Source organism: bacterium (genome assembly GCA_021372535.1).
Classification (GTDB): Bacteria; Latescibacterota; Latescibacteria; order Latescibacterales; family Latescibacteraceae; genus JAFGMP01.
Map to the genome: position 1 here is coordinate 1 of JAJFUH010000089.1, position 22,010 is coordinate 22,010.

22 protein-coding genes are annotated in these 22,010 nt (G+C 49.2%); 8 read left to right on the forward strand and 14 right to left on the reverse strand.

What is annotated here, in order from left to right; translation table 11 throughout:
• The 3 genes from LLG96_08585 to LLG96_08595 all read right to left on the reverse strand — a co-directional run.
• On the reverse strand, positions 1–927 hold a 927-nt coding region (locus LLG96_08585; protein MCE5250262.1), incomplete at its 3' end, for an Ig-like domain-containing protein.
• 406 nt (positions 928–1,333) lie between these two features.
• Positions 1,334–2,047: a protein-L-isoaspartate(D-aspartate) O-methyltransferase gene (locus LLG96_08590; protein ID MCE5250263.1), complete on the reverse strand. Its 714-nt coding sequence runs from the start codon at positions 2,045–2,047 to the stop codon at positions 1,334–1,336.
• Between the two features lie 154 nt (positions 2,048–2,201).
• Positions 2,202–3,140: a CPBP family intramembrane metalloprotease gene (locus tag LLG96_08595; GenBank protein MCE5250264.1), complete on the reverse strand. Its 939-nt coding sequence runs from the start codon at positions 3,138–3,140 to the stop codon at positions 2,202–2,204.
• A 251-nt stretch (positions 3,141–3,391) separates the two neighbouring features.
• Between LLG96_08595 and LLG96_08600 the strand changes: the two genes are divergently transcribed.
• From LLG96_08600 to LLG96_08635, 8 genes are all read left to right on the forward strand, one after another.
• Positions 3,392–5,347 carry a beta-N-acetylhexosaminidase gene (locus tag LLG96_08600; protein ID MCE5250265.1) on the forward strand — a complete coding sequence of 652 codons (1,956 nt, stop codon included), beginning with the start codon at positions 3,392–3,394 and terminating at the stop codon, positions 5,345–5,347.
• Positions 5,348–5,837: 490 nt separating this feature from the next.
• Positions 5,838–6,173: a DUF2752 domain-containing protein gene (locus LLG96_08605; GenBank protein ID MCE5250266.1), complete on the forward strand. Its 336-nt coding sequence runs from the start codon at positions 5,838–5,840 to the stop codon at positions 6,171–6,173.
• A complete protein-coding gene (locus tag LLG96_08610; protein ID MCE5250267.1) occupies positions 6,161–6,466 on the forward strand; it encodes a TM2 domain-containing protein in 306 nt (101 codons plus the stop codon). Before LLG96_08605 ends, LLG96_08610 begins: the two co-directional genes overlap by 13 nt.
• Before the next feature lie 863 nt (positions 6,467–7,329).
• A complete protein-coding gene (locus LLG96_08615) occupies positions 7,330–7,971 on the forward strand; it encodes a hypothetical protein (protein MCE5250268.1) in 642 nt (213 codons plus the stop codon).
• A 180-nt stretch (positions 7,972–8,151) separates the two neighbouring features.
• Positions 8,152–9,381, forward strand: coding sequence for a hypothetical protein (locus LLG96_08620; GenBank protein ID MCE5250269.1), 1,230 nt, complete (start codon positions 8,152–8,154; stop codon positions 9,379–9,381).
• Between the two features lie 1,113 nt (positions 9,382–10,494).
• The gene (locus LLG96_08625; GenBank protein MCE5250270.1) at positions 10,495–10,977 is read left to right on the forward strand and encodes an L-2-amino-thiazoline-4-carboxylic acid hydrolase; all 483 of its coding nucleotides are present in this window, start codon (positions 10,495–10,497) and stop codon (positions 10,975–10,977) included.
• A gap of 107 nt (positions 10,978–11,084) precedes the next feature.
• Positions 11,085–12,542: an RtcB family protein gene (locus tag LLG96_08630; protein ID MCE5250271.1), complete on the forward strand. Its 1,458-nt coding sequence runs from the start codon at positions 11,085–11,087 to the stop codon at positions 12,540–12,542.
• A 173-nt stretch (positions 12,543–12,715) separates the two neighbouring features.
• The gene (locus tag LLG96_08635; GenBank protein ID MCE5250272.1) at positions 12,716–13,147 is read left to right on the forward strand and encodes an archease; all 432 of its coding nucleotides are present in this window, start codon (positions 12,716–12,718) and stop codon (positions 13,145–13,147) included.
• 83 nt (positions 13,148–13,230) lie between these two features.
• On the opposite strand, the gene LLG96_08640 is transcribed toward LLG96_08635, so the two are convergent.
• The 11 genes from LLG96_08640 to LLG96_08690 form a co-directional block, all read right to left on the reverse strand.
• Complete coding sequence (locus tag LLG96_08640; GenBank protein ID MCE5250273.1) at positions 13,231–13,926, reverse strand: DUF2461 domain-containing protein; 696 nt, start codon at positions 13,924–13,926, stop codon at positions 13,231–13,233.
• 22 nt (positions 13,927–13,948) lie between these two features.
• Positions 13,949–14,287, reverse strand: coding sequence for a cupin domain-containing protein (locus LLG96_08645; protein MCE5250274.1), 339 nt, complete (start codon positions 14,285–14,287; stop codon positions 13,949–13,951).
• A 77-nt stretch (positions 14,288–14,364) separates the two neighbouring features.
• Positions 14,365–14,616: a hypothetical protein gene (locus LLG96_08650; GenBank protein ID MCE5250275.1), complete on the reverse strand. Its 252-nt coding sequence runs from the start codon at positions 14,614–14,616 to the stop codon at positions 14,365–14,367.
• Positions 14,613–16,133 (reverse strand): sodium/solute symporter, encoded by a 1,521-nt coding sequence (locus LLG96_08655; GenBank protein MCE5250276.1) that lies wholly within the window; start codon positions 16,131–16,133, stop codon positions 14,613–14,615. Before LLG96_08655 ends, LLG96_08650 begins: the two co-directional genes overlap by 4 nt.
• Before the next feature lie 50 nt (positions 16,134–16,183).
• The gene (locus LLG96_08660; protein ID MCE5250277.1) at positions 16,184–16,753 is read right to left on the reverse strand and encodes a GNAT family N-acetyltransferase; all 570 of its coding nucleotides are present in this window, start codon (positions 16,751–16,753) and stop codon (positions 16,184–16,186) included.
• A 421-nt stretch (positions 16,754–17,174) separates the two neighbouring features.
• Positions 17,175–17,642, reverse strand: a complete 468-nt coding sequence (locus LLG96_08665) for a hypothetical protein (protein MCE5250278.1) — start codon at positions 17,640–17,642, stop codon at positions 17,175–17,177.
• 87 nt (positions 17,643–17,729) lie between these two features.
• Positions 17,730–18,281, reverse strand: a complete 552-nt coding sequence (locus tag LLG96_08670; protein ID MCE5250279.1) for a GNAT family N-acetyltransferase — start codon at positions 18,279–18,281, stop codon at positions 17,730–17,732.
• Positions 18,282–18,363: 82 nt separating this feature from the next.
• Positions 18,364–18,792 (reverse strand): peptidylprolyl isomerase, encoded by a 429-nt coding sequence (locus tag LLG96_08675; GenBank protein ID MCE5250280.1) that lies wholly within the window; start codon positions 18,790–18,792, stop codon positions 18,364–18,366.
• Positions 18,793–18,945: 153 nt separating this feature from the next.
• Positions 18,946–19,410 carry a hypothetical protein gene (locus tag LLG96_08680; GenBank protein MCE5250281.1) on the reverse strand — a complete coding sequence of 155 codons (465 nt, stop codon included), beginning with the start codon at positions 19,408–19,410 and terminating at the stop codon, positions 18,946–18,948.
• 87 nt (positions 19,411–19,497) lie between these two features.
• Entirely contained in the window at positions 19,498–20,604 is a 1,107-nt protein-coding gene (locus LLG96_08685; GenBank protein MCE5250282.1) for a hypothetical protein, read from the reverse strand.
• A gap of 283 nt (positions 20,605–20,887) precedes the next feature.
• Complete coding sequence (locus tag LLG96_08690) at positions 20,888–21,997, reverse strand: hypothetical protein (GenBank protein MCE5250283.1); 1,110 nt, start codon at positions 21,995–21,997, stop codon at positions 20,888–20,890.
• Between the last annotated feature and the right edge of the window lie 13 nt (positions 21,998–22,010).

Consider the following 22,010-nt stretch of genomic DNA (forward strand, 5'->3'; position numbering starts at 1 on the left):
CTGAGCGGTTCCGCCGGTGAGGAGGTTTGCCGAGGACGGCGAAATCACGATCGATCCGAGCACAGGGGGGGGATCGGTGACAGTGATCGTGGCACTCGCGGAGATTGCATCGGAAGAAGCGACCACGGTACCGTTCCCGGCAGTCGTGGCAGTAAACAGTCCGGACGTACTGACAATACCGATTCCACCGGTAACCGACCAGGTGATAGGCACCGCCATGACAGTGCCCTTGGTATCGTAACCGGTTGCGGTAAACTGGGCAGCTCCGCCTGTGAGAAGATTCGCCGAGGACGGCGAAATCACGATCGATCCGAGCACAGGGGGGGGATCGGTGACAGTGATCGTGGCACTCGCTGAGAAACCGCCTGTGGATGCAATTACGGTTCCGTTTCCGGCAGTTGTTGCGGTGAATAACCCATCCTGATTGACAAAGCCGATTCCACCGGTGACTGACCAGGAGATATCGGCATCCATGATATCATTTTGGGTGTCATACGGGAACGCTGAAAACTCGATGGTTTCTCCGGTGAGGATACTGGCCGAGGTGGGGTCGATCGCAATCGAATTGAGCACCGGATCGCCATTTCTGGAAACGACGGTTACTGTGGCCTCACCGGTAACGCCCTGAGTGGTGGCATATACGGTTCCCGTTCCCGGAGTAGTAGCTCTGAAAAGACCGTTATGCTTGATTGTACCGACATTTCCCGTTACCGACCATGTAAAGTAAGCCGGCACCATCATGCCATCGGCGTTGCGGGCGATGGCGAAGAAGATGGCATTTCTGCCTACGGGTACAACAGCCTTATAGGAGAATACGGTAACGGAAGCAACCGTGAAGTCATGATATGCAGATACGGGAGCACTGAGAAGTAGTGAAAAACACATGAAGGCGATAATGTGTTTGAATATTTTTTTTCGTAATGACATCGTAATTTTTATCAGTTTATAAGAGTTTTTTTTATAGTACCAGAAAAATACTCACAGATAATTGAAGAAAGATAAAGAAAAACGAAAAAAAGCTAATTATTATTTATATTATAACAATAATATGGATTTTCATTGAACTATCAAATTTTATTCGATTTATGAGTGTATTTCAGAAAGGTAAAACTTTATAATCCCCCATGCGCTTCTCTTATACATTATATAAAATATAGTGACTCGGGAAATCGGTTGTGATAAAAGTCACAAAAACCTAAAATATATGTTTATTATTTTTAAAGAGTTGAAATGAGAAAACTTTTTGATGTTTTGTGAGGAAGAAAAATCATTGATGTTTTATTATCGCGGGTGCATTTTTAAAAAAAGAGGCGATATAAAGTATGCATTTCTTTCAGTTCTTACCCTTGATCATAGGTACGAATCTCACAGGCAGTACATCGATTGTTGTCAGACGGCCGGATTTTTTTACCCCTTTGATGAGATTCTGAACGCCGCCGGCCGATCCGACCGGAATAATCATTCTACCGCCTTCTTTGAGCTGCTCGACAAGAGCAGGGGGGATATCTTCCGGTGCGCAGGTCACTATGATGGCATCAAACGGGGCTTTTTCGGGCCAGCCCTTGAAACCGTCCCCGATCTTCACAGTGATGTCGGTATAACCGAGCTCTTCAAGAAGTGTTCGTGCTCTTTCGCCCAGTTCAGGGATGAGTTCGATGGTGTATACTTCGTCGACTATTTCACCAAGTATCGCCGCCTGGTAACCCGAGCCTGTTCCGATTTCAAGAACACGGTCGCTCTTCCTGAGCTCGAGCACTTCAGTCATAAAAGCCACAATATAGGGTTGCGATATGGTCTGGCCTTCACCGATCGGGAGCGGGCAGTCGTTATATGACTGAGAACGGCAGGAAGGAGGAACGAACAGGTGCCGGGGAACTTTCATCATGGCTTTGAGTACCCGTGAATCCCGTATCCCCCGTGCCTTGATCTGGTTGTTGACCATGCGCTCGCGTTCGACGGCATATTCCTCGTTCTTTCCGGCGCATACCAGTAGCGGCAGGGCGGGGACAGCCGCCAGAAATATGAAACTGAGAATCCGTACCACCATAAACCATACTCCCAAATCATGATTAGTGCCTTCAGGCTATACCTCCACATCACAACATTCAGATTAATGAGCTTTTGGGTGCAAGTCAAGCATTAAATATTTTCTCGCGATATTCACGGAACGGTTCTTCCGATGCAGGCAGCATGCGGTGTTTTCAAAGAGCAAACTGTATGGTTACTCCCAGAGGATTTTCGCGGGGATTCATGAGCCATGTGGTAGTCATGGAAACAACATTGTACCAGAAATGAGCCGCGATGGCTTTATCGAGACGGTACCGGTCATGCTGGACACTATAACCGAAGGCGAAACCCGCTGCGGTTGCCTGGGTGACGAAGTACAGCGGCCGGTCGATATCCTGGTTGAACAGGTGCAGACTCCCGAAAACCACCGATGAGACGATGAGCCCTGTTCGTTTCCCGTAACGGTAATCGAGCGATGGCAGAAGTATTCCCCTGAAGAGCATCTCTTCCGAAAGCGCCGCGCCCATGCTGAGGCCGACCGCCGATGTTTCATACCAGAATGTGCCCCTGCCGCGACTCATGCCGGCACCGTACATGCGGACTCTTTTCATGTCCCGCCATGACTCCGTGTGGTGGGGATATGCCACGATACCATCGATGACACCGAGCGCCGCCATTGTCAGTACGAACGGTGAAAAGGCAACGCCGGGCCTGAACGGTGCTGTCACGAGCGATATCAGGGGTGTCGTGTCAGGCAGCGCACCGCGGTTTCCATGGTTCCCTTTCCGTAATAATTCAGCCAGCTGCTCACGCGAATACTCACATTTATCGATAGTGTATAGTTGACCAGCTATGAGCAAAGGAACATTCAGCTCCGATACCGTCCTGTCATGAGCCGCAAAGCCCGCACCGAGCAGCGACAGCTCTGCGGTGAGAAACAGCACTCCTTTTGCGGTATCCCCATGATAAAAATGTGTTCCGCCGGGCAGGAACTCCAGAACGAGTGGCACATGTTCCGCGCTGCGGGATGATGATGTATCGTCGCTCAGGCAGATATCGGAAAGTGTACAGTAAAGCACTATTCCTGACAACACAACCACAGTGATTATTTTTGAATTCAGCGGATTTTTCATGAGTTTCCGTTTCCGTGATAGCGGTAAAAAATATCAAACAGACTCTTTAAAAATTGAAAAGTAAAAATATTTCACAATATAATAACTTTCATTCTTGTCTGTTCCGTTTTTCTGATGTATAAATAGAACGCAGGTGATTGCGCTGTCTGCCCTTATAAAACAGCGTCACAGAAGGGAAAGGAATCCTTCGGATTCGCTCCTGTGCGATTTTGTATGATTCTCATAACTATATATTTATCAGGAGGTAGACAATGGGTAAAACAGGCTGGAGTTTAATAGCGGGATTCATGTGCTGTCTGGTTCTGGCTGCCGGAGGGGATAAACTTATGGCTCAACAGTCAACGGGTGTGACCGCAGCTCTCGAAATTGTTCCGCAGCCGGTGAAGGTCGTTCCGGGCAAAGGCTTGTTTGCCCTGAAGCCATCGACCGTAATCGCCATCACGGACGATACCGTCGAATTGATGAGCCTGGGACGATATCTTTCAGACCAGATAAGGCTTCTCACCGAGTATACCCTCGAAGTGCGCCGGACATCGGGCGCCGCAGTAGCCCCGGGCACGATAGTCCTGACGACACAGGGAGCCGACAGAACACTCGGCGATGAGGGATACTCCCTGAAGGTTTCTTGGGAATCCGTCATAATTTCGGCGCAGAAACCCGCCGGTGTTTTTTATGGCATTCAGACGTTCAGGCAGATGATCATGTCCGGCGACGACAGCTGGAGATTCTCGCGTTCCATTCCCGCTGTCGAAATTTCGGACAAACCATCGTATACATGGCGCGGATTTCAGCTCGACTGTTCCCGTCATTTCATGAGCCTCGACTTTGTGAAGCGGTATATCGATCTTCTCGCATACCACAAGATGAATGTCTTCCACTGGCACCTGACCGATGACCAGGGCTGGCGTATCGAAATAAAGCGCTATCCCGAGCTTACGAGGGCCGGGGCGTTTTATGGCGACGGCGATAACCGTCACGGCGGATACTATACGCAGGATGAAGCCCGCGAGATCGTGGCATATGCGAAGAGCCGCTACATAACCGTTGTCCCGGAAATCGAGATGCCGGGGCATGCCACCGCGGCGATTGCGGCTTATCCGGAGCTTTCCTGCGCCGGGAAGCCCCTCAAGGTGGAGTCGACCTGGGGTATTCACCCGAACCTGTTCTGCGCCGGAAAGGAATCGACATTCGAGTTCATCGAAAATGTGCTCACGGAGCTCTGCGACATATTCCCGTCCCCCTATATTCATATCGGCGGCGACGAGGCGGTGAAAGACCAGTGGAAAGCCTGCCCGCTCTGCCAGAAACGCATGAAGGAGCTGGGACTCAAGAACGAGAATGAGCTTCAGGGCTATTTTACCACCCGTATCGATACATTCGTGCAGACACTCAACCGTAACATCGTCGGCTGGGACGAAATCCTCGAGGGAGGCCCCTCGAAAACCGCCGTGGTTCAGTCGTGGCGCGGCATGGAAGGAGCGGTCGAGGGCGCGAAAAAGGGACATCGGGTGATCTCGTCCCCCGCGCCTTTCGTGTACCTTGATTTTCCGAATACCGAGGACGGCACCAACGATACGGGCTGGCTCAAGGTCACCACTCTCGAAAAAGTGTATTCGTTCGAGCCGACCCCGGCCGAGCTGACTCCCGCGGAGGCTGCGCTCATTTTGGGCGGCGAATGCCCGCTGTGGACGGAGCGGGCGCCCCAGCCCGAAGTCGATCACATGGTGTTCCCGCGTCTGTGCGCCCTTGCGGAGGTGGTCTGGACGCCCCCGGAACGCAGGAACTGGGCCGATTTCTCGAGACGCATGGAGGTGCATTACCGGCGGCTCGACGCGCTCGGTGTGGATTATTTCACCCCGTACACCCCGGTCGGTTCATGGGATCCGAAGGATATCGGGAATTCGTTCGCGACCCTTGACCGTGACATCACCGATGCGCTCAGGGAGCCCGGCCATTACCGTCTGGCGCTCCGTCACGATACCGGCGCGAACGGCGTGACGATCGAGTGGGCAGCCATCCTCGAAAACGGCCGTGAGATGGCGCGCGACACGCACGAGGGAGTGAGCGGAAAACGGCGGGCCGGTCACAATTACCGTTTCAGGGTGGATACAACCCGTCCCGGCGCCCGTTATACGCTCAGGGTGAGCCTCCGCGGGGACGGCGGAACCGACACGAAGGGAACACTGCTTTTGAGGCATTTTAAGTGAGCGGGAAAGGAACGGGGGGAAGGCATTGAAAAGTCATGAAAAATAATGTATTTGATGGATAGAGATATGGTGTGTTACCGTTATTTTATGTGGGCGATTTCACCGCATATAAAATGTGTTTGACTTGTTCATCAGATACTTATACTTTTCTAAAATACGATTTTTCCAATGATCATACCTTTCTTAAATCGAGGAGGTAAAGGTGTGATAAGTCCCGCAGATAATCTATAAGAAATAATGATTTATTTGGGATTTTACTAATTGTATAAAATTCTTGCTAAATGAGTGATTATTAAAAAGATAACAAATTGATATTAATAATATTACACGTATTTTCCAGATTTTTCATTGGGGTCTTATAGAGGTCAAATAGTTTTATAGAGGTTCTTAGTATAGAAACTTTATAAATCCTGGTCAGTCCAGAAAAGAAAATGTAAGGTACTTTTCCCATGTTTAGGAATGTACAACTTAAGTGAAAGGTGGGAAAGGAATGATCAAGTGGCCTGCAATCAAGAGGCTCTATCTATCACTCCAGCGAGTAATTTCTATTCGTAGGTTTGGATTCCCAGCTCTCGTTATCTACGGTATATCAGTTAATCCGATAAATGGAGATCGCGGAATTCCGTGCCTGTGGCGTTTAGTTTTCGGAATGGACTGCCCATGTTGTGGACTGTCACGGGCTGATGCTCTTCTATTCAGGGGGCATTTCTTGGATGCAGTGAGAATGAACTGGCTCATTATCCCAGTAGTTCTAGTATTCTTTTACTATTTCACCGAAACTGTTGTAAACCAATACCACATGAGGAGGAAGTCATGGCTCAATTAGGTGCAGCAGAACTCGCGGCGTTGACAAAGGATCTTGATGACTCGAAGAAAATGATCTTTCAGTCGCAGTACTCCTCAGAGAAAAAGGACAGAGGCACTGCGATGATAGTGGCTCTGTTTAACTGGGATCGCATCTGGTTTGGTGATACGGGCCTTGGAATTTTGAAGTTGCTCACTGTCGGGCTGTGTGGTATTTGGTGGCTGATCGACCTTTTCACGGCTGGATCGCGTTGTGACGATTACAACCGTGCAAAGGCAGAGGAAATAGTCGCATCTCTCAAACTGACAAAGTAGTTAAGAAAGGCAGCACCGTAATTGGCCTAACAAAGTGAGTAAAGTGAGCGCAACGTTCGCTGGAGATAAGAAATGGCGATTATGAATACTGACAGCATAATGACGCTATCTTCGAAACAACTTACTGGATTCTTTTTCGATTGGCCTTAGCATCTCAATGCCTGCACGCACATGGAGAATCTTTATTCCAGCTATTTGGAATTGCTGGTACTTGATGGAGATCGTTGTATGGTTCATCAATGCACTATCAGATGGGATTTTTTACGCGTATATCCCTCTCCTTGAAGTCCTATCCTAATACCATGGGCAGGGAATCGGCACGGAATTGGTTCGACGCATGGTTGAGGGGCTCGGTGGTATGTATGCGATTGACATTGTGTGAGATGAGTACACTGCGCCCTTCATTCGGACAAAGAAACCAGCCAATGCGTGGGAATGGTCATGAGGAATTACGCCAACCATGGAGCAGCGAACAATCGCATGCAGTGGACTCGGGCGTTATACGCTCAGGGTGAGTCTCCGCGGGGACGGCGGAACCGACACGAAGGGAACCATGCTTTTAAGGCATTTCAAGTGAGTGGGTAGGGAACGGGGGTGTGCGGGAAAGACACCCCCCATTTTTTATTTACTTGACAAAATCATATTTTAGCAATATATATGCAGATATTTATACATGCTCATTTCTCATATTCTCAATTGTGGTGGGCATAGTAAACATAAATAAATATTCACGGTATTATGAATCTCTCTATAGAATAAAGCATTCAGGATAACGTGGCATTTCGTCATATTTCATTTTAGTAGTACAGGGGTATTATCATAACTATAAAACAATAGTTGGTTCGCAAACATTGGAGTCCTAGTTGAGTACCTTCGAGTGCGCATACTGCGGCCAGTTTAAAGCTGCGACCGACGACCACGTCCCGCCAAAGAGTATATTTAAGGATCCCAAGCCATTGGAATTGCCAACCGTGAAGTCCTGCGCACAGTGCAACCAAGGCGCTTCAGACGATGACGAGTATTTTCGCGATACCGTCGTCAAGTACTATGCAGTAGCAGACAAACCTCAAGCGAAGGATCAACTTGCAGCAATGTATAGGGCGGCGACAAAATCTAAGAAGCGCAAATACGCCGAGAGAACGCTAAGCTCCTTTTTTAAAATCGAAGTCATATCATCTGCCGGTATCTACCTTGGTACAGTTCCAGCCTACAGGATTGATACAGTGAGGTTCAATAGAGTAGTAATACGCTACATCAAAGGCCTTTACCGATATGACACTGGTACCCGGCTGCCTGATGATCGACACATTGAAGTAATCAGTGATCCTGATACTATACACCAGAAGAGGCAACAGGTTGAGCAACTCTTGGCAGGCTCGGAGAGCAAGAATATTCAAGAAGGGGTCTTCTGGTATGCGTGGGGCCAGGCAGTAGACAACCCCGCTGCTTCCTTTTGGCTGCTCGTATTCTATGATGCCTTTCCAATCATTGCGGTCATTAACTAACTACTGTGATCACTTTTCACATATCACGGCCTAACAATCACTTTGAATGGCCGAACTCGCTAAATCCTTCAATCAGGCTGGTATATGATAAGTTCGTTCACCACTCAAGCGCACACCGTTAGTCGCTGAATTGAATAAAGAGATGCTTAGCCCACAAATGATTTGAGAAATGAGAGAATAGTGAAAACCAAATATATCTTCATCGTGGCAATTCTAATATTCATGGCAATTGCATTCGAATACTACGTTATCGTCTCACCTCTCGGATCAGATACTCGAATTGGCAATGCTATTCAAAGTGCCGCTGTCTTTGTCGCATTATTAGCTGCTACTATAGCCCTGTCGGCTGCGGATCCAAAGGCCCAAAAAGTTAAAGTTAAAATTGAACAGAACATTGATCCAAATAACATTGGCTTTTACTATAAAAGCGAGTTACCCAACGACCTACAAACCAAATATGAGGGCTTTCCATATCCAATTAAATCACATAAAGTTCATTTTAAGATTACGAACACCTCGGGATTTACTTTAAAGAAACCCACTTTGACGTTTAGGCTTCCTCTTGAGAAACAACACCCGCAAAAGGTTGGCGAAAAATATGTCTTATCTTTCAATTCAAATCTATTCAATTCACAAACTGAACTTCGATTGCTTGAATTTGCCGACACCCTGCTCCTCTCCAATTCCAATCTGCCGTTTTGGAACAACGATGACAATATCACTATTTGGATCAGAATGCTACTTAATGATGGGAAATTTGAACCATTTATGGTAGATGTATCAGTCAACTGTGAGAATGCTGAAGGAGTTACAAAACTAGTACGGATAGATCCAAAACATTTCTACAGATTGGAGGATAGAATGGTCGATGCGGAATCAATTACACAACAGCCTGACGAGACTACAATCGAGCATGCTCGTGTCGGCTATCAAGTAGCAGTGAGTCTTTGGACCTCCGAAAGCGAACAGACCTGGGCTCGCTTCAACGTAATGATTGTTGCAAACAGCATTATTCTTGCCATCATTGGATTGGTTGTGACAAGCGAACATGCTATGCTCTCAATATCATTTGTCATGTCTATAGTTGGTATTATTATGTGTATAATGTGGTTATTTATCACGAAACGCGGTTTCGATTATCAAGACTACTACGTAAATTCTGCACGGGAATTGGAAGAACGGTTTCTCCGCCATGTAATAAAGACAGCCTCAAGGGGTAGCATCTTTGCAGACGGGCAGTCTGTCACATTCGAGTTAGATGGTAAAACGACAAAATTTCAGATGAGCAGGTGTTCGCGTATAGCACGTGCAAGGTTTATATCTATCGTCGTTATTTTCTTGTTTATCATTGTGTATGTGCTTGCATTGTTACAATCAATTTGGATTTATTTAACAGTATGTTATAAGTAATACCAATATTCATGTTATCAATCCATGGTTGGTGGCTAAAACCAAGTTACAACCGACGCGCTCCGCGTACGGCTGAACGTGGCCGTTTGGTTTCCTGCTGTCATGGGAAAAATCATAAACTGAGAAAGATGGAACGCGTACAATGAATGTGCGTGATTTTTGTGAAAAAGAACGAGTAGCACTCCGGGACGAGTTGCACAACCTGAAAAGCTGCCAGATTACCTTTCTTGCTTCGTCCATCACTGCAACCGGTGCGATACTTGGTCTCGCAACCACTCTAATTCAAACCACGTTTCTGGGAGTCGTTTTCTTGCTCCCTCTTATTGTGTTGCTTCCCTCATGGTGGGTATTCTTTGACAAGGCAACAACCATCACTCGCATTGTTGGGTATTATAGAATTCTGGAGAAAGTAATCCTCGGACATTATAAGGCAAACAACTTCATGGGCTGGGAAAATGCACTTTGCGAATTCAGGAGCAGACAGCAAGCTGGTACACTTGCCTTTCCTAAAAAGCAGTTGGAAAATCCTTGGCCTCATGGATTGTGTAATATGCTTCTGCTACGTACCTCTCACCCATACTGGATTATTTCCTACTTAACTTTCTTTACTATATCGAGTATGTGTATAGTGACCAGTACTATAATTCTTAAAGGCGTCTGGCGTTTAGTAATATCTATACCAGTCATTCTTTTTTTGATGTCGGTATGGCGGAATTTGCGGACCGTGTGGAATCTAATCGAAGGGCAGAATTCATACGACTGTAACGAACACTTTTGGAAACAAATTCTTATACTGAAACCTATTGTGAATTCTATAGAGTAACTTTCAACGTTCTCCACTTTCAAAACCTGACCCTCCTCGGCTTCGCCGTGTCCTCCCTATTAGGGAGGATGCCCGGAGGGCAGGAGGGTCCCTTCGTTTTTTTACCACAATCCGGTATAAAGATTCCCCGTTTTTAATCATGGTAATCCTGTAAATCCTGTAAATCCCGGTTCAAGTCTTTTTCTCGGTATTTTCTGGCATTTTTCCCCGTCCTCGATGTATATTACCGTTGTATTACGTCCGTGACATAAATGTGCCCGTAACCATTATGTTCCATGAGGACTGCTGCCATGATTGAACTGAGCGAAAAACAGATCGGCGAATATCATCACCGGAACTATACCGCGGTCGACGGGCTGTGGTTTATGAAGGTCGAGGAAAAGTACGGGTTCGATGCCGCGCTCGATGTTGACAACGAGGTCTGGAAGGTGCTTCCCAAGATTCAGGCGCGGATGCTGAAATCTTTCGGGAATGTGGGCGACGGGATCGATGCGCTCCGTGAGTGTCTCGAAACGAAGCTCCGGCTCGAGGGTTTCGAATTTCATACCAAAACCGGTAAAAACGGCGGTTTTTCAGTTATCATAGACGGCTGTCCCTGGCACAATACGATGGTGAAAGTCGGCCGTGAGAAATACTCTTCCCTGGTGGGAAACCGTATTTGCAGAACCGAATACACCACATTCGCGTATGAGTTCGACAGCCGGATACAATTCGAGATGGAGACTCAGATCTGCTGCCGGGCGCGTCAGTGTATCCTCAACTTTTTCATGTGATTCGGACAGTTTACAAAAAAATTAATCCGCGTAAATCCGCCCGATCCGCGTAAATCCGCGTTCTATTTAATGTTATGAATTTCTCGTGAAAAAAAGGGTATGAGACTATGGCCGCACCGGATATAATCGAAAAAATCGCCGAAAACGTCTGGGAGATACCGGTCGGGTATAAAACCGGCATGCGCGTCCCGGCCCGTATTTACGCTTCCGGGAAGCTGCTCGGCGAAATGGATGACGGCGTCTTCGAGCAGGTTACCAATGTGGCGATGCTGCCGGGAATTGTCAGTCATGCGTTCTGCATGCCGGACGGTCACTGGGGATACGGGTTTCCCATCGGCGGTGTCGCGGCTGTCGACCCCTGTGAGGGTGTCATATCCCCGGGCGGCATCGGGTTTGACATAAACTGCGGCATGCGGCTCCTGCGGACCGGGTTGACGTATGACGAGGTGAAACCGCATCTCCGGAAGCTCGTGGACAGGCTGTTCGAGCGTATTCCCGCCGGCGTGGGCAGCTCGGGATTTATCAGGATATCGCGGGACGATTTCCGCGGCGTGGTCGAGACCGGTGCAGCATGGTGCGTCAAAAACGGGTACGGCACGGAGGATGACCTCGAACGCACCGAGGAGCATGGCTGCATCGATGGAGCCGATGCGTCGAAAGTGAGCACCAAGGCGGTCGAGCGCGGGTACAAACAGATCGGGACGCTCGGTTCCGGGAACCATTACCTCGAAATCCAGGTGGCGAAACCCGAAAATATCTATGACCGTGAGCTCGCCGAAAAATTTGGAATAACCATGCCCGACCAGGTCATGGTCATGCTCCACTGCGGCAGCCGCGGTTTCGGGCATCAGGTGGCGACCGATTACCTCCACACCTTCATAACGGTGATGGGGAAAAAGTACGGCATCGTCACCCCCGACCGTGAGCTTGCCTGCGCTCCCTTTCGTTCCGAGGAGGGGCAGGATTATTTCGCCGCCATGAAATGCGCCATCAACATGTCCTATGTCAACCGTCAGGTTATCCTGCACCGGGTGCGCGAGGTGTTTTCCGAAATCTTCCGCCGCGACCCGCTCGATATGGGAATGCACCAGATATATGACATCGCGCATAACACCGCCATGCTCGAACGGCATGTCATCGACGGCGCCGAACGTGAGGTTCTCGTCCACCGCAAGGGTGCGACACGCGCTTTCGCCCCGGGTAACAGCTCGCTCCCGAAGATTTACCAGGAAACGGGTCAGCCGGTCATTATCGGCGGCAGCATGGAAACCGGTTCCTATCTCCTCACCGGCATGAAGAGCGGGGATCAGACATTCTTTACCACGGCGCACGGCAGCGGGAGGACGATGAGCCGCAATAAGGCGAAACGGCTCTATAACGGCAAACAGCTCCAGCGCGATCTGGACGACCGCGGAATCTATATCCGCACCGCATCCTTCTCCGGTCTCGCCGAAGAGGTGGGCAGCGCATACAAGAACATCGACGATGTGGCTGCGGCGACCGAGCACGCGGGCATCAGCAGGCGTGTTGTCAGATTCACCCCCATCGGGAATATCAAGGGATGAGGTGAAGGTGGGTGATAGCATTACTCCGGGGATTAAATAGTGGATGACGTCATGCCGACCTTGATTCGGCATCTATTCCAAATACTGGAATCATTATTTGATCGCCGATACAATAAAATCGATCCCCGATCAAGTCTGGGACTAAAATCGTCAATCGTCACTATTTACAGCCCATGCCATACCGTTACCTTGACGATATAGCGACAGCCGATGCCGCGTTCGAGGCGTGGGGCGCTTCTCTGGAGGAGCTTTTTATCGCCGCCGCGGACGCCCTTCTGAACGTGATGGTGGAGAACCTCGAAACCATCGCAGGCCGTGAACGGCGGACCATCCGGTGTGAAGCCGAATCACTCGGAATGCTCCTCATCCGCTTCCTCGAAGAGCTTGTATTCATTAAGGATGCCCAGCGGCTTTTCCTGAGGGTTGAGCGCCTCGGTATCGAACAGACCGGCGACATGTGGAACCTTGTCGCACAGGTGTATGGCGAGGAGATAAATCCGGAGAGGCACGAGCTCAACGCGGATGTCAAGGCGGTGACCTACCACCGGTTCAGCCTCGAACAGTGCGGTCAGGAATGGCGCGCGACCGTCGTGCTCGATATTTAGAGGGTGATGAAACGTTGCAGCATCTGCTTCCCATAACAGAATGAATCCCCCGGACAGTATATATATGCAATTCGAAACAGGGACTACCTCGTTATCTTCATGAGCCAGTTGTGGAGGGGCGCCATGTGGCTGTACCGCTCGAAACACCAGTCTATCAGCTCCTCCGAAAAAAGCTCCTCGGGGATTTTTGTCTCGATACCTGCATAAAGGCCGTTGTGGAGGAGGAGGGTGGCGTTTTTGTGGGTCGGATCGAATCCGCGCGGAACACGTTTGTAGTGGCTCCCGCCGAGAGTGCAGCCGCCCGATGAGGTTATACTCCCGATTATCTGTGCAAGCTCTGCCCCGTGCTTTTTATGCACGACATAGTCACGGTAACGGTCGAGCTGGGGCTTGGTGAAACAGTATATACCTGTGCCGAGCATGAGCGTACCCGGTTCGATATGGAAGTAGTACCCCGAGGCTTCCATGCGGGGGCCCGCGCCTTCCCAGAACCAGATTCCGAGGTGTGTTTTGTAGGGTGTTTTGTCCTTGCTGAACCGTGTGTCGCGGTTGATGCGGAACAGCGAGCGGTTGACCCGCGGATCGGCGTTGATCCTGGGCGATATGAAACGGAGACGGTCGCCCATGTCGGTGACAAACAGACGGGCCGGCTCCAGAACAAACATGTCAAAATCCTTTTTGTGGCGCTGAAACCATGAAGTGGAGTTGTTTTTTGACAACTGCTCGAAAAACGTGACACATTCTTTCGGAAATCCCCCGAACACCGGCAGCGATGTCATATGTTCCTCTCCCGGCGCAGGGTTACTTTGTAACGGGTACAAGGCAGATCATCTTCATGGTTTTTCCGCCTGCGCTCTCGAAATGGTGGTTTTCACCCCCGGGAACAAAAACCGAATCGCCGGGTTTGAGGGGAAATGAAACCCCGTCTCCCACGAGTTTTCCCTGGCCTTCGAGGATGAAGACCTCGTGCTCCCACTGGTGTGCATGGTGTGGAGTGTTTCCCTCCGGCCCGATCTCGAAGAGGCGCATGTAAAAGTTCGGAGCGCCTTCCGGCCCGGCGATGAGCCATCGTATGGTGGTGTTCTTCGCGCCCTCGCCGACCGGTTTCGCCTCTACATCGAGGTAATGTTTGACGTGCATTGTATGCTCCTTGTAATAAACTCTGTCGTATGTTCCGTTTTATGGTCAGTTACGGTAATTTCGTGTGTGCGTTAATATCAGAAAATTATATAGAGCAGTGCCTGCAGGGCGAGCACCCCGATCGCAAAAAGTCTGAGATCGCTCAGAATGGTTTTCTTGCTTCCGTCAGCGGCTTCGGGAAGCTGGGCGGGCAGGCTGATCACCCATATCGCCAGCGCAATGATAATTCCGAAAACGAATCCACGGACAACACTCATGGGAATTAAAAGCACAGAGGTATACATGAAGTCCGCGAACGGCTTGAGCAGTGCTGCGATTATATGTTTCATGGCCTGTCTTCTCCTTCCGCCGATTCGGCAGGTATAGAGAATATATTGAAGCTTCTCGCGGTATCCGGTTTTGTTAAAAGACTCACGACCACTGTAATGGCGAGAGAAGCGACAAAAGCCCACCATGCTATGTAGAGAAACGGTTCCGGCGCGGTGAAAACCTCGCCCCGTACCCAGAAAAGGGTAACCGATGTCCCAACGCCGAGGATGAGCCCCGCCGATGCCCCGATACTGTTGGCCCGTTTCCAGAACAAACCGAGTGTTATTATCGCCAGAAGAGGCCCCTGAAAGAAACTGAATACGGTCTGAAAGTAACCGTAAATGGAGGGGAAACGGCCTGCTATCGGTGCAAGCAATACACCGATGACAATAAAAGTGGCAATGAAAATTTTCCCCACAATCATGTAGTGACGGTGCGAACGGTTACGTGCGAACAGGGACTGATAGATATCCTTCGTCCAGAGCGTGGCCGCGCTGTTGAGGTATGAATCGATGCTCGACATGAGTGCAGCCAGAAAAGCCGCGAACACGAGGCCGGTCAGTCCTGGTGGAAGGATGTCGTGAACCATCGTCGGATAGATATCATCACTCTTTTCGAGACCCGGGTAGAGGATTATTCCGGCAAGTCCGGGGCCTACGAGGATAAACGGTATGAACAGTTTCAGAAAAGCTCCCCAGAGGACACTCTTTTTGGCTTCGTACTCGCTTCTGGCGCCGAGTGTGCGCTGAACGATCGCCTGGTTGCCGAGCCAGTAAGCGGGGGAAAGCACGAAGCTCAGCCCGAACAGGATTCCGGCCCATCCGTACGGAGTCGGGCTGTCGATGGGAACCATCAGCTCGAAGTGGTGCGCATACCGTTCGCCCATCGAAGTCACCAGACCGACCATTTCTCCCCATCCGCCGATTTTCACGTAGGCGATAATCAGGATTACAAAACTACCGGCGAACATGATTATGCATTGGATGACATCGGTGTATACGACTGCCGCGAGGCCGCCCATCAAAGTGTAAACACCGACAACACAGGCGATTACAAGAATTGAGACGTATATCGGCCAGCCCATGAGAATTAACATCGTTTTGGCCGCGGTATAGAGGAAAACACCAAGGAGAAACGACATGAAGAATCCGACAATAAGAGCGACAAACGTCCGGACAAACTGGTTGTACCGCCGCCCGAGAAACTCAGGGATGGTAAATACCCCGGTGCGCCAGTAAAAAGGGATGAATACGAATGCGCCGACGATCATGGCCGGAATACAGCCGATCCATTCGAAGTTTGCCATGGCAATCCCGTAAAGATACGCTGCACCGGCGACTCCCACAAAATCGAGCGCACTGATATCCGTAACAACCATCGACATCCCGATTGCCCACCAGGGGAGTTTCCTCCCGGCGAGAAAATAGTCGCGGTCGTCCTTGATGAAACGTCCCAGCCGTGTTCCCACCCAGACCATGCCGACGAGATACAGGATGACAATAAAAAGATCGATACCGGTCAGTTTTCCTATAGCCATGTTTCAGTCCGTTGTAAGAAGGTGTGAATTGTATGATGTCCTCTGTGACGTTACCAGTCAGGGCCCTGAAGATCGATGTCTCCGGCCGGAAATTGTTCAATAGCGATCGGTATGGCCATGGCAATGCTTTTCGAATCAATCGGGACCGTCCGTCCCGAATCATCGCTCATGAACACTGCCGAATTCACTTTTTTCCAACCCATCCTGCCGTAAACCTTTGTTTCGAGCTCGGGACGGCAGAACAGGAGACCGGCCTCCAATCCCTGTCTGCATGATTCTTCCCTGGCGGTTTCCATGATGATGTTCGACAGCCCCATTTTACGCCAGGGTGGGCGTACGAACACTCCCTGGGGGCCGGCAACTCTGACAGGAATCTTTGTCCCGCCGACCAAAACCTCACGTTCAACGATGGCGACATGCGCCGCCACAGTACCATCGGGGGAAAAAGCACAGACAATCCACGACGGTTCGGAATGCCATGCCCGCTGATGTGAGAAATGGTCGCTGTCTTTCGGATAACATTCCACAAGTCCGGCGCGGATCAGACTGTCGAGATCGGGAGAAACAGCGCTGTTCTGTATAATTTTTATCGTAATCCCGGTACTGTAGGTACGAGGCATGGCGCAGATATCCCTTGTATGGAAAAAATGGATGAGCAAAAAAGAATATTGATCCGGCTTTCAAAAACATCGTATAAAGAGTAAAACAAAAGGCATACCGGAAGCAAGTGATTTCTGGAATTATATGCCTTTTTCCGACTGATAAAGAAGTTACATGATACCCGGTTGTACTCCCTACCTTATCACCGGTTCTTCACCTGCGAATGGAAGAAGAAATCGAAAACCGCTATAAATAAAATGTTTCTTAACCCGGATTATTCATGAAAATATATTACCACAAAGACACAAGGGCACAAAGAGGCATAATACTATTTTTAGTTACAATTAATGTCGACGTTATTACCAATGATATATAAAATCCAAATCCGCGAAAATCCGTGTTCTATTAAAATTTGTGAATAGATCGGGTTAAATGGTTTCATTACTCATAAAGATACTTTCTGATGCCATCATTCAGTTTCCGTTCGCGCTCCCTTGTGAGGCCCTCGGGAATTTCACGGTAAATATCGGTAATGTTTCCCGCTTTATCACGGATACGTGCGCATAACTCCTGTGCCGACATGATGTCGCCCGCACCGATTTCCAGACGCTCACACCAGCGACGGTCGATGAGAAGGTTCCATGCGTTTTTCGATGGGGGCGCCTGAGGGCGGTTGGAGGTATCGATCGTATCGTTGCACTTGCCATCGATGTTATGAAGGCATGGTGTACAGATATCGTCGGCTCCGGGCTCAATCCGCAGGATAATCCGGCGGTTATCCAGAATCCGGGCACTGACAAGATGGAGCGCATGACCGTAGGGATGGGGCTTTTCGGAAATGGTTCCTTCGCCGTACCGTGTTATGATATCGATAAAATGGTGGGGCTTGATGTTCAGTATATTTTCCATAATTTGATCGTAGATTTTTTACTTTTTCATGATCTTGATTTTTGAATAAAAACATTTTTACGGATGTTGTTCCGGGCTTGAATTGCTCTATATCTGTTCGTATTCTCTCCGGAGAATCGAATATAATTTTGCATCCTCGAAATTCCCCCATTTTTTTACATGTTCCCTGATACATCCCTCGAATGTCATGCCGAGCTTCTCCATGACCCGTCCCGACGCGGGATTCCGTGAAAAATGCCCGGCAAATATACGGTTAAGCCCCAAATCGATGAAGCCGTACCGAATAATTGCCCGGCCTGCTTCGGTGCAGTATCCATTTCCCCACCAGGGCATGCCGATCCAGTAACCCAGTTCAGCTTTTTCATGTTCCTGGCTGATGGTCAGGCTGATCGATCCTATGAACTTTTGCCCGGCGCGAAGCTCGATTGCAAAGCCGGCAAACTCGCCTTTATCGAATATATCCGGATGTGTGCTGATCCATGACTCCGCCATGCCTTTTTCGTAAGGATGGGGAATACAGAGACAGTTTACAGCGATTTCATATTCCCCCGCCAGTTGTCTGACAATCGGAGCATCATCCATTGTAAATGGTCTCAGGATCAGACGTTCCGTAGAAAGTACGGGCTGTCTCGTTTTCACCGGTATCTCTCCATGTTCATTACAATCCTTTATATTCAGGACAGGCAGCACAACAGGCATTCATCATCCGGGAAGCGGAGTATTATGCTATTTCGATGAGCTGTATGTCGAACGTCAGATTTTCACCCGCGAGCGGATGGTTTGCATCCAGTGTCACGTCCGTGTCGGTAATATCGGTCACCACGACAACGATTGCTGTCCCGTCTTCCTGACTGAGCTGGAACTGCTGGCCTATTTCGGGCTGAATATTTTCCGGGAACTGGTCCATTCCCACGATGGCGACCATTTCCTCACGGCGCGGACCGTACGCATCTTCCATGGGAACGGTAAAGGTTTTCGATTCTCCGGGATTCATGCCGACAACAGCATCTTCGAAACCGGTGATCACCTGACTGAGTCCGATCGTGAATTCCAGCGGCTCCTGCTCGATGGAACTGTCGAATTCGGTGCCGTCATCGAGTGTGCCCGTATAATGGATTTTAACCGTATCGCCTGTTTTGGCCTTTGCCATACTACCCTTCTTTCTGTTTTTTTAGAGTAACATGATCTCTGGCATTCAATTACCGGTATGAACGTTTATTTCTATATAATTGAAGGGATGGCCGGATTCCGGTTTTATGCATTCATCGCTTTTTTCCAAACCACGGATCATTCTTCAGTGCGTTCAATCAATAATAATAAAGGAATCCCAGAAGGATTTAAAATCGTTTTCAGACTGTTTATAGAGTTTTTCTTTTGATTCCAGTTCGTCCTTTGATATTTCTCCTGTTTTGTATTTCATTGCGGCACACTCGAATTCCAGTTTTTTTATCATATAATCCTGTTTTTTCAGTGTTCCCTCGACAGCGCCAATCCAGTTCACGAATTCAAACCCGATGCTGCCCTGAACTTTTGATTCTTCAGGTGAAATGGAAGCGCCTTTTTTCTCCAGGAGCGTATGAATATTATCCATAAACTCCCTGATCTGACGGACACGGAACATTGAATTTTCGTATGAAAATCTTTTATTGAATGTATAGTCTGCAGGTTCATTGGGATGTCTCTCACTCAGATTTAATTCTTCTCCCCCGTATGATGAGTTGAGCATTACAAGAGCCATTGATAAGAACAACACCGTTTTGTATTTCATTGCGGTTCTCCCCGTGTGCTCCGGTAATTCAGCGACAATTCCTTGTGAAGTTCGGATGTCATTGAACGGTAAATCGTTTTGTTAAAATCATTTCAATTTAATAGTGATATCCCGCGCTCTTGTCGATTCACGTTCCTGAATGACAATTGAATCGGCAATGTAGCTGACAGCCCCCGAGCCCTTGTAATCGGAAGGGATTTCCGTGATAAACGCCACATAGCTTTTAGTGATGGTCTGACCGGCGTCGCAGTATTCGTAAATCGGCCGTCCGAAGATTTTCTCTTTAGCGAGCATATCCCCGAAGGGCTTATGGAGGCCGGTTGTCCCGAACTCGAGGCCCCGCGCAGCCGGTTTGCCCTCCGGCGAATTACGCCAGATATTAAGCCAGGGATACTCGGACAGCTTCCAGATATATCCGATCATGAGCCGTTTTCCCGGGTTGCACGCGGTTACCCAGCCGTAATCAAGGCTGTCGGCGAACACGAACGAGGTAACAGCGGGATTATGATCATCCGCCAGACGCCGTAAATCGACCAGTTTCCCCTTATAGGCGATTGCAGGCCAGTAGATGACCGGTTCCTCGGGATTTGGCCAGGGGCTTTCCTGCATGTATCCCCTGGATGCGTTACAGTCCACGAGTACCGATTCGTCGAGGAACGGAGGCGCGATACTCGGGTGCTGGACGATGTTGTAAACTCTTCCCAGTTTATTGACGTTGGTGATTTCCTCTTTTACCATGAGCACCGGCGCATTTTCGTAAAGGCTCAAAGTCCGTTTCAGGGTCATACCCCCCATCGGGAGCTCGCAGAGCATCACCGCAGTAATGGTATTGTCTGTTTTGCGGGGCTGCGAGAGCACTTTCCATTCCACCTGCGCGGCTTCGCCATGGAACGGCATGCCGTTCTTGAATTCCTGATCGGATGGCTGGCCCCACCGGTCAAAGCAGATGAAATGACCCATGGTACGCGGTTTCAGGTCGCCTTTTTCGGGGTAGTTCCAGTTGAGTGGATTGAGACCCTGCTGTATGAGGTGGAAGTCAACAATCGACCCGCCGGCAATATCGACTCCCACAAAAGCGGCTTTTCCCTTGAGGGCGACCTGCTTTCTTCCCTCGATTCCGGTTTCGGACCAGCAAACCTGGACAGCAGTGATAAGCATGAAAACAATGAGCATAAGGGAACTGGGATTTTTCATGAGAAAATCCTCCTCCGGTGGTGTTTGCAGTTATTATGTACAGGATTATTATGTGAAAATAATGAAGAAAAGAAAAGCACTAATTCATCGGGCTTCCTGTTTTGTTTGAAAAAAAAGGATGATACATAAAGCCGGAAGGGAGTAATCATGATTATGGGGCTGAAATGAAAGCGATGAGCATATAATACAGGTAATTCATGATATAATTCAAAAAATTAAAAAATAGAACGCCGATTTTTGCGGATTACATTGATGTGTTGCAGGGGCAATTCATGAATTGCCCCTACCTCAGATTAATGATGATATCCCTCGTTTCCGTCGATTCGCGCTCACGGATGACAATCGAATCAGCGGAATAACTGACAGCCTCCGCGCCTTTGTAACCGGCGGGAATTTCCGTGATAAAAGCCACGTAGCTCTTTGTGATGGTCTGGCCTGCATCACAGTACTCGAAGAGCGGGCGGTCGAGGATTTTTCCCTTGGCCATCATGTCGCCGACCTGCCTGTGCAGACCGGTTGTGCCGAATTCAAGCCCCCGGGCATCCGGTTTACCGCCGGCGCTGTTCCGCCATATATCGAGCCATGGATAATCCGACAGTTTCCAGATATATCCGAGCATGAGCCGTTTCTCCGGATTGCATGCGGTAACCCAGCCGTAATCGAGGCTGTCGGCAAACACAAACGAAGCAACATCGGGATTATGATCACCGCCCAGGCGGCGAAAATCGACCAGACTGCCTTTATACGCGGTTGCCGGCCAGTAGATGACCGGTTCCTCGATATGTGGCCAGGGGCTATCCTGAATAAAGCCTTTCCATGCATTGCAGTCGACAATCACCGATTCATCGAGGAACGGCGGCGCTATGCTCGGGTGCTGGACGATGTTATAGACTTTTCCCAGTTTATTTGTGTTGGTTATTTCTTCCTTCACCATGAGTACAGGGGCATTTTCACAAAGGCTCATGGTCCGTTTCAGGGTCATGCCGCCAATCGGGAGCTCACAGAGCATTACCGCATTGACTGCGTTGCCGGTTTTTTGCGGCCGGGAAAGGATTTTCCATTCAACCTGCGTTGCCTCTCCATGGAACGGCATGCCATTTTTCAACTCCTGATCCGATGGCGGGCCCCAACGGTCGAAACAGATGAAATGGCCCATCATGCGCGGTTTCGTATCCCCTTTTTCCGGATAATTCCAATGAAGCGGATTGAGCCCCTGTTTATTTAGGTGAAAATCAACGATCGATCCTCCCGCGATATCGACACTGACCGACGCGATGTTTCCATCGAGCACGATCTGCTTTCTGCCATCGAGTCCCGTTTCCGGCCAGCAGGGCAGAGCTGCCATGATCATTACCACAGCGATGCATATTGTCAAAAGACCGGATTTTTTCATTACGGCAACCTCC

Coding starts and splice junctions, on each gene's coding strand:
- LLG96_08605 (MCE5250266.1), top strand. CDS start 5,838: ATGATCAAGTGGCCTGCAATCAAGAGGCTCTATCTATCACTCCAGCGA.
- LLG96_08595 (MCE5250264.1), bottom strand. CDS start 3,140: ATGAAAAATCCGCTGAATTCAAAAATAATCACTGTGGTTGTGTTGTCA.
- LLG96_08630 (MCE5250271.1), top strand. CDS start 11,085: ATGGCCGCACCGGATATAATCGAAAAAATCGCCGAAAACGTCTGGGAG.
- LLG96_08655 (MCE5250276.1), bottom strand. CDS start 16,133: ATGGCTATAGGAAAACTGACCGGTATCGATCTTTTTATTGTCATCCTG.
- LLG96_08690 (MCE5250283.1), bottom strand. CDS start 21,997: ATGAAAAAATCCGGTCTTTTGACAATATGCATCGCTGTGGTAATGATC.
- LLG96_08590 (MCE5250263.1), bottom strand. CDS start 2,047: ATGGTGGTACGGATTCTCAGTTTCATATTTCTGGCGGCTGTCCCCGCC.
- LLG96_08635 (MCE5250272.1), top strand. CDS start 12,716: ATGCCATACCGTTACCTTGACGATATAGCGACAGCCGATGCCGCGTTC.
- LLG96_08685 (MCE5250282.1), bottom strand. CDS start 20,604: ATGAAAAATCCCAGTTCCCTTATGCTCATTGTTTTCATGCTTATCACT.
- LLG96_08665 (MCE5250278.1), bottom strand. CDS start 17,642: ATGGAAAATATACTGAACATCAAGCCCCACCATTTTATCGATATCATA.
- LLG96_08645 (MCE5250274.1), bottom strand. CDS start 14,287: ATGCACGTCAAACATTACCTCGATGTAGAGGCGAAACCGGTCGGCGAG.
- LLG96_08680 (MCE5250281.1), bottom strand. CDS start 19,410: ATGAAATACAAAACGGTGTTGTTCTTATCAATGGCTCTTGTAATGCTC.
- LLG96_08675 (MCE5250280.1), bottom strand. CDS start 18,792: ATGGCAAAGGCCAAAACAGGCGATACGGTTAAAATCCATTATACGGGC.
- LLG96_08660 (MCE5250277.1), bottom strand. CDS start 16,753: ATGCCTCGTACCTACAGTACCGGGATTACGATAAAAATTATACAGAAC.
- LLG96_08610 (MCE5250267.1), top strand. CDS start 6,161: ATGGCTCAATTAGGTGCAGCAGAACTCGCGGCGTTGACAAAGGATCTT.
- LLG96_08640 (MCE5250273.1), bottom strand. CDS start 13,926: ATGACATCGCTGCCGGTGTTCGGGGGATTTCCGAAAGAATGTGTCACG.
- LLG96_08650 (MCE5250275.1), bottom strand. CDS start 14,616: ATGAAACATATAATCGCAGCACTGCTCAAGCCGTTCGCGGACTTCATG.
- LLG96_08600 (MCE5250265.1), top strand. CDS start 3,392: ATGGGTAAAACAGGCTGGAGTTTAATAGCGGGATTCATGTGCTGTCTG.
- LLG96_08625 (MCE5250270.1), top strand. CDS start 10,495: ATGATTGAACTGAGCGAAAAACAGATCGGCGAATATCATCACCGGAAC.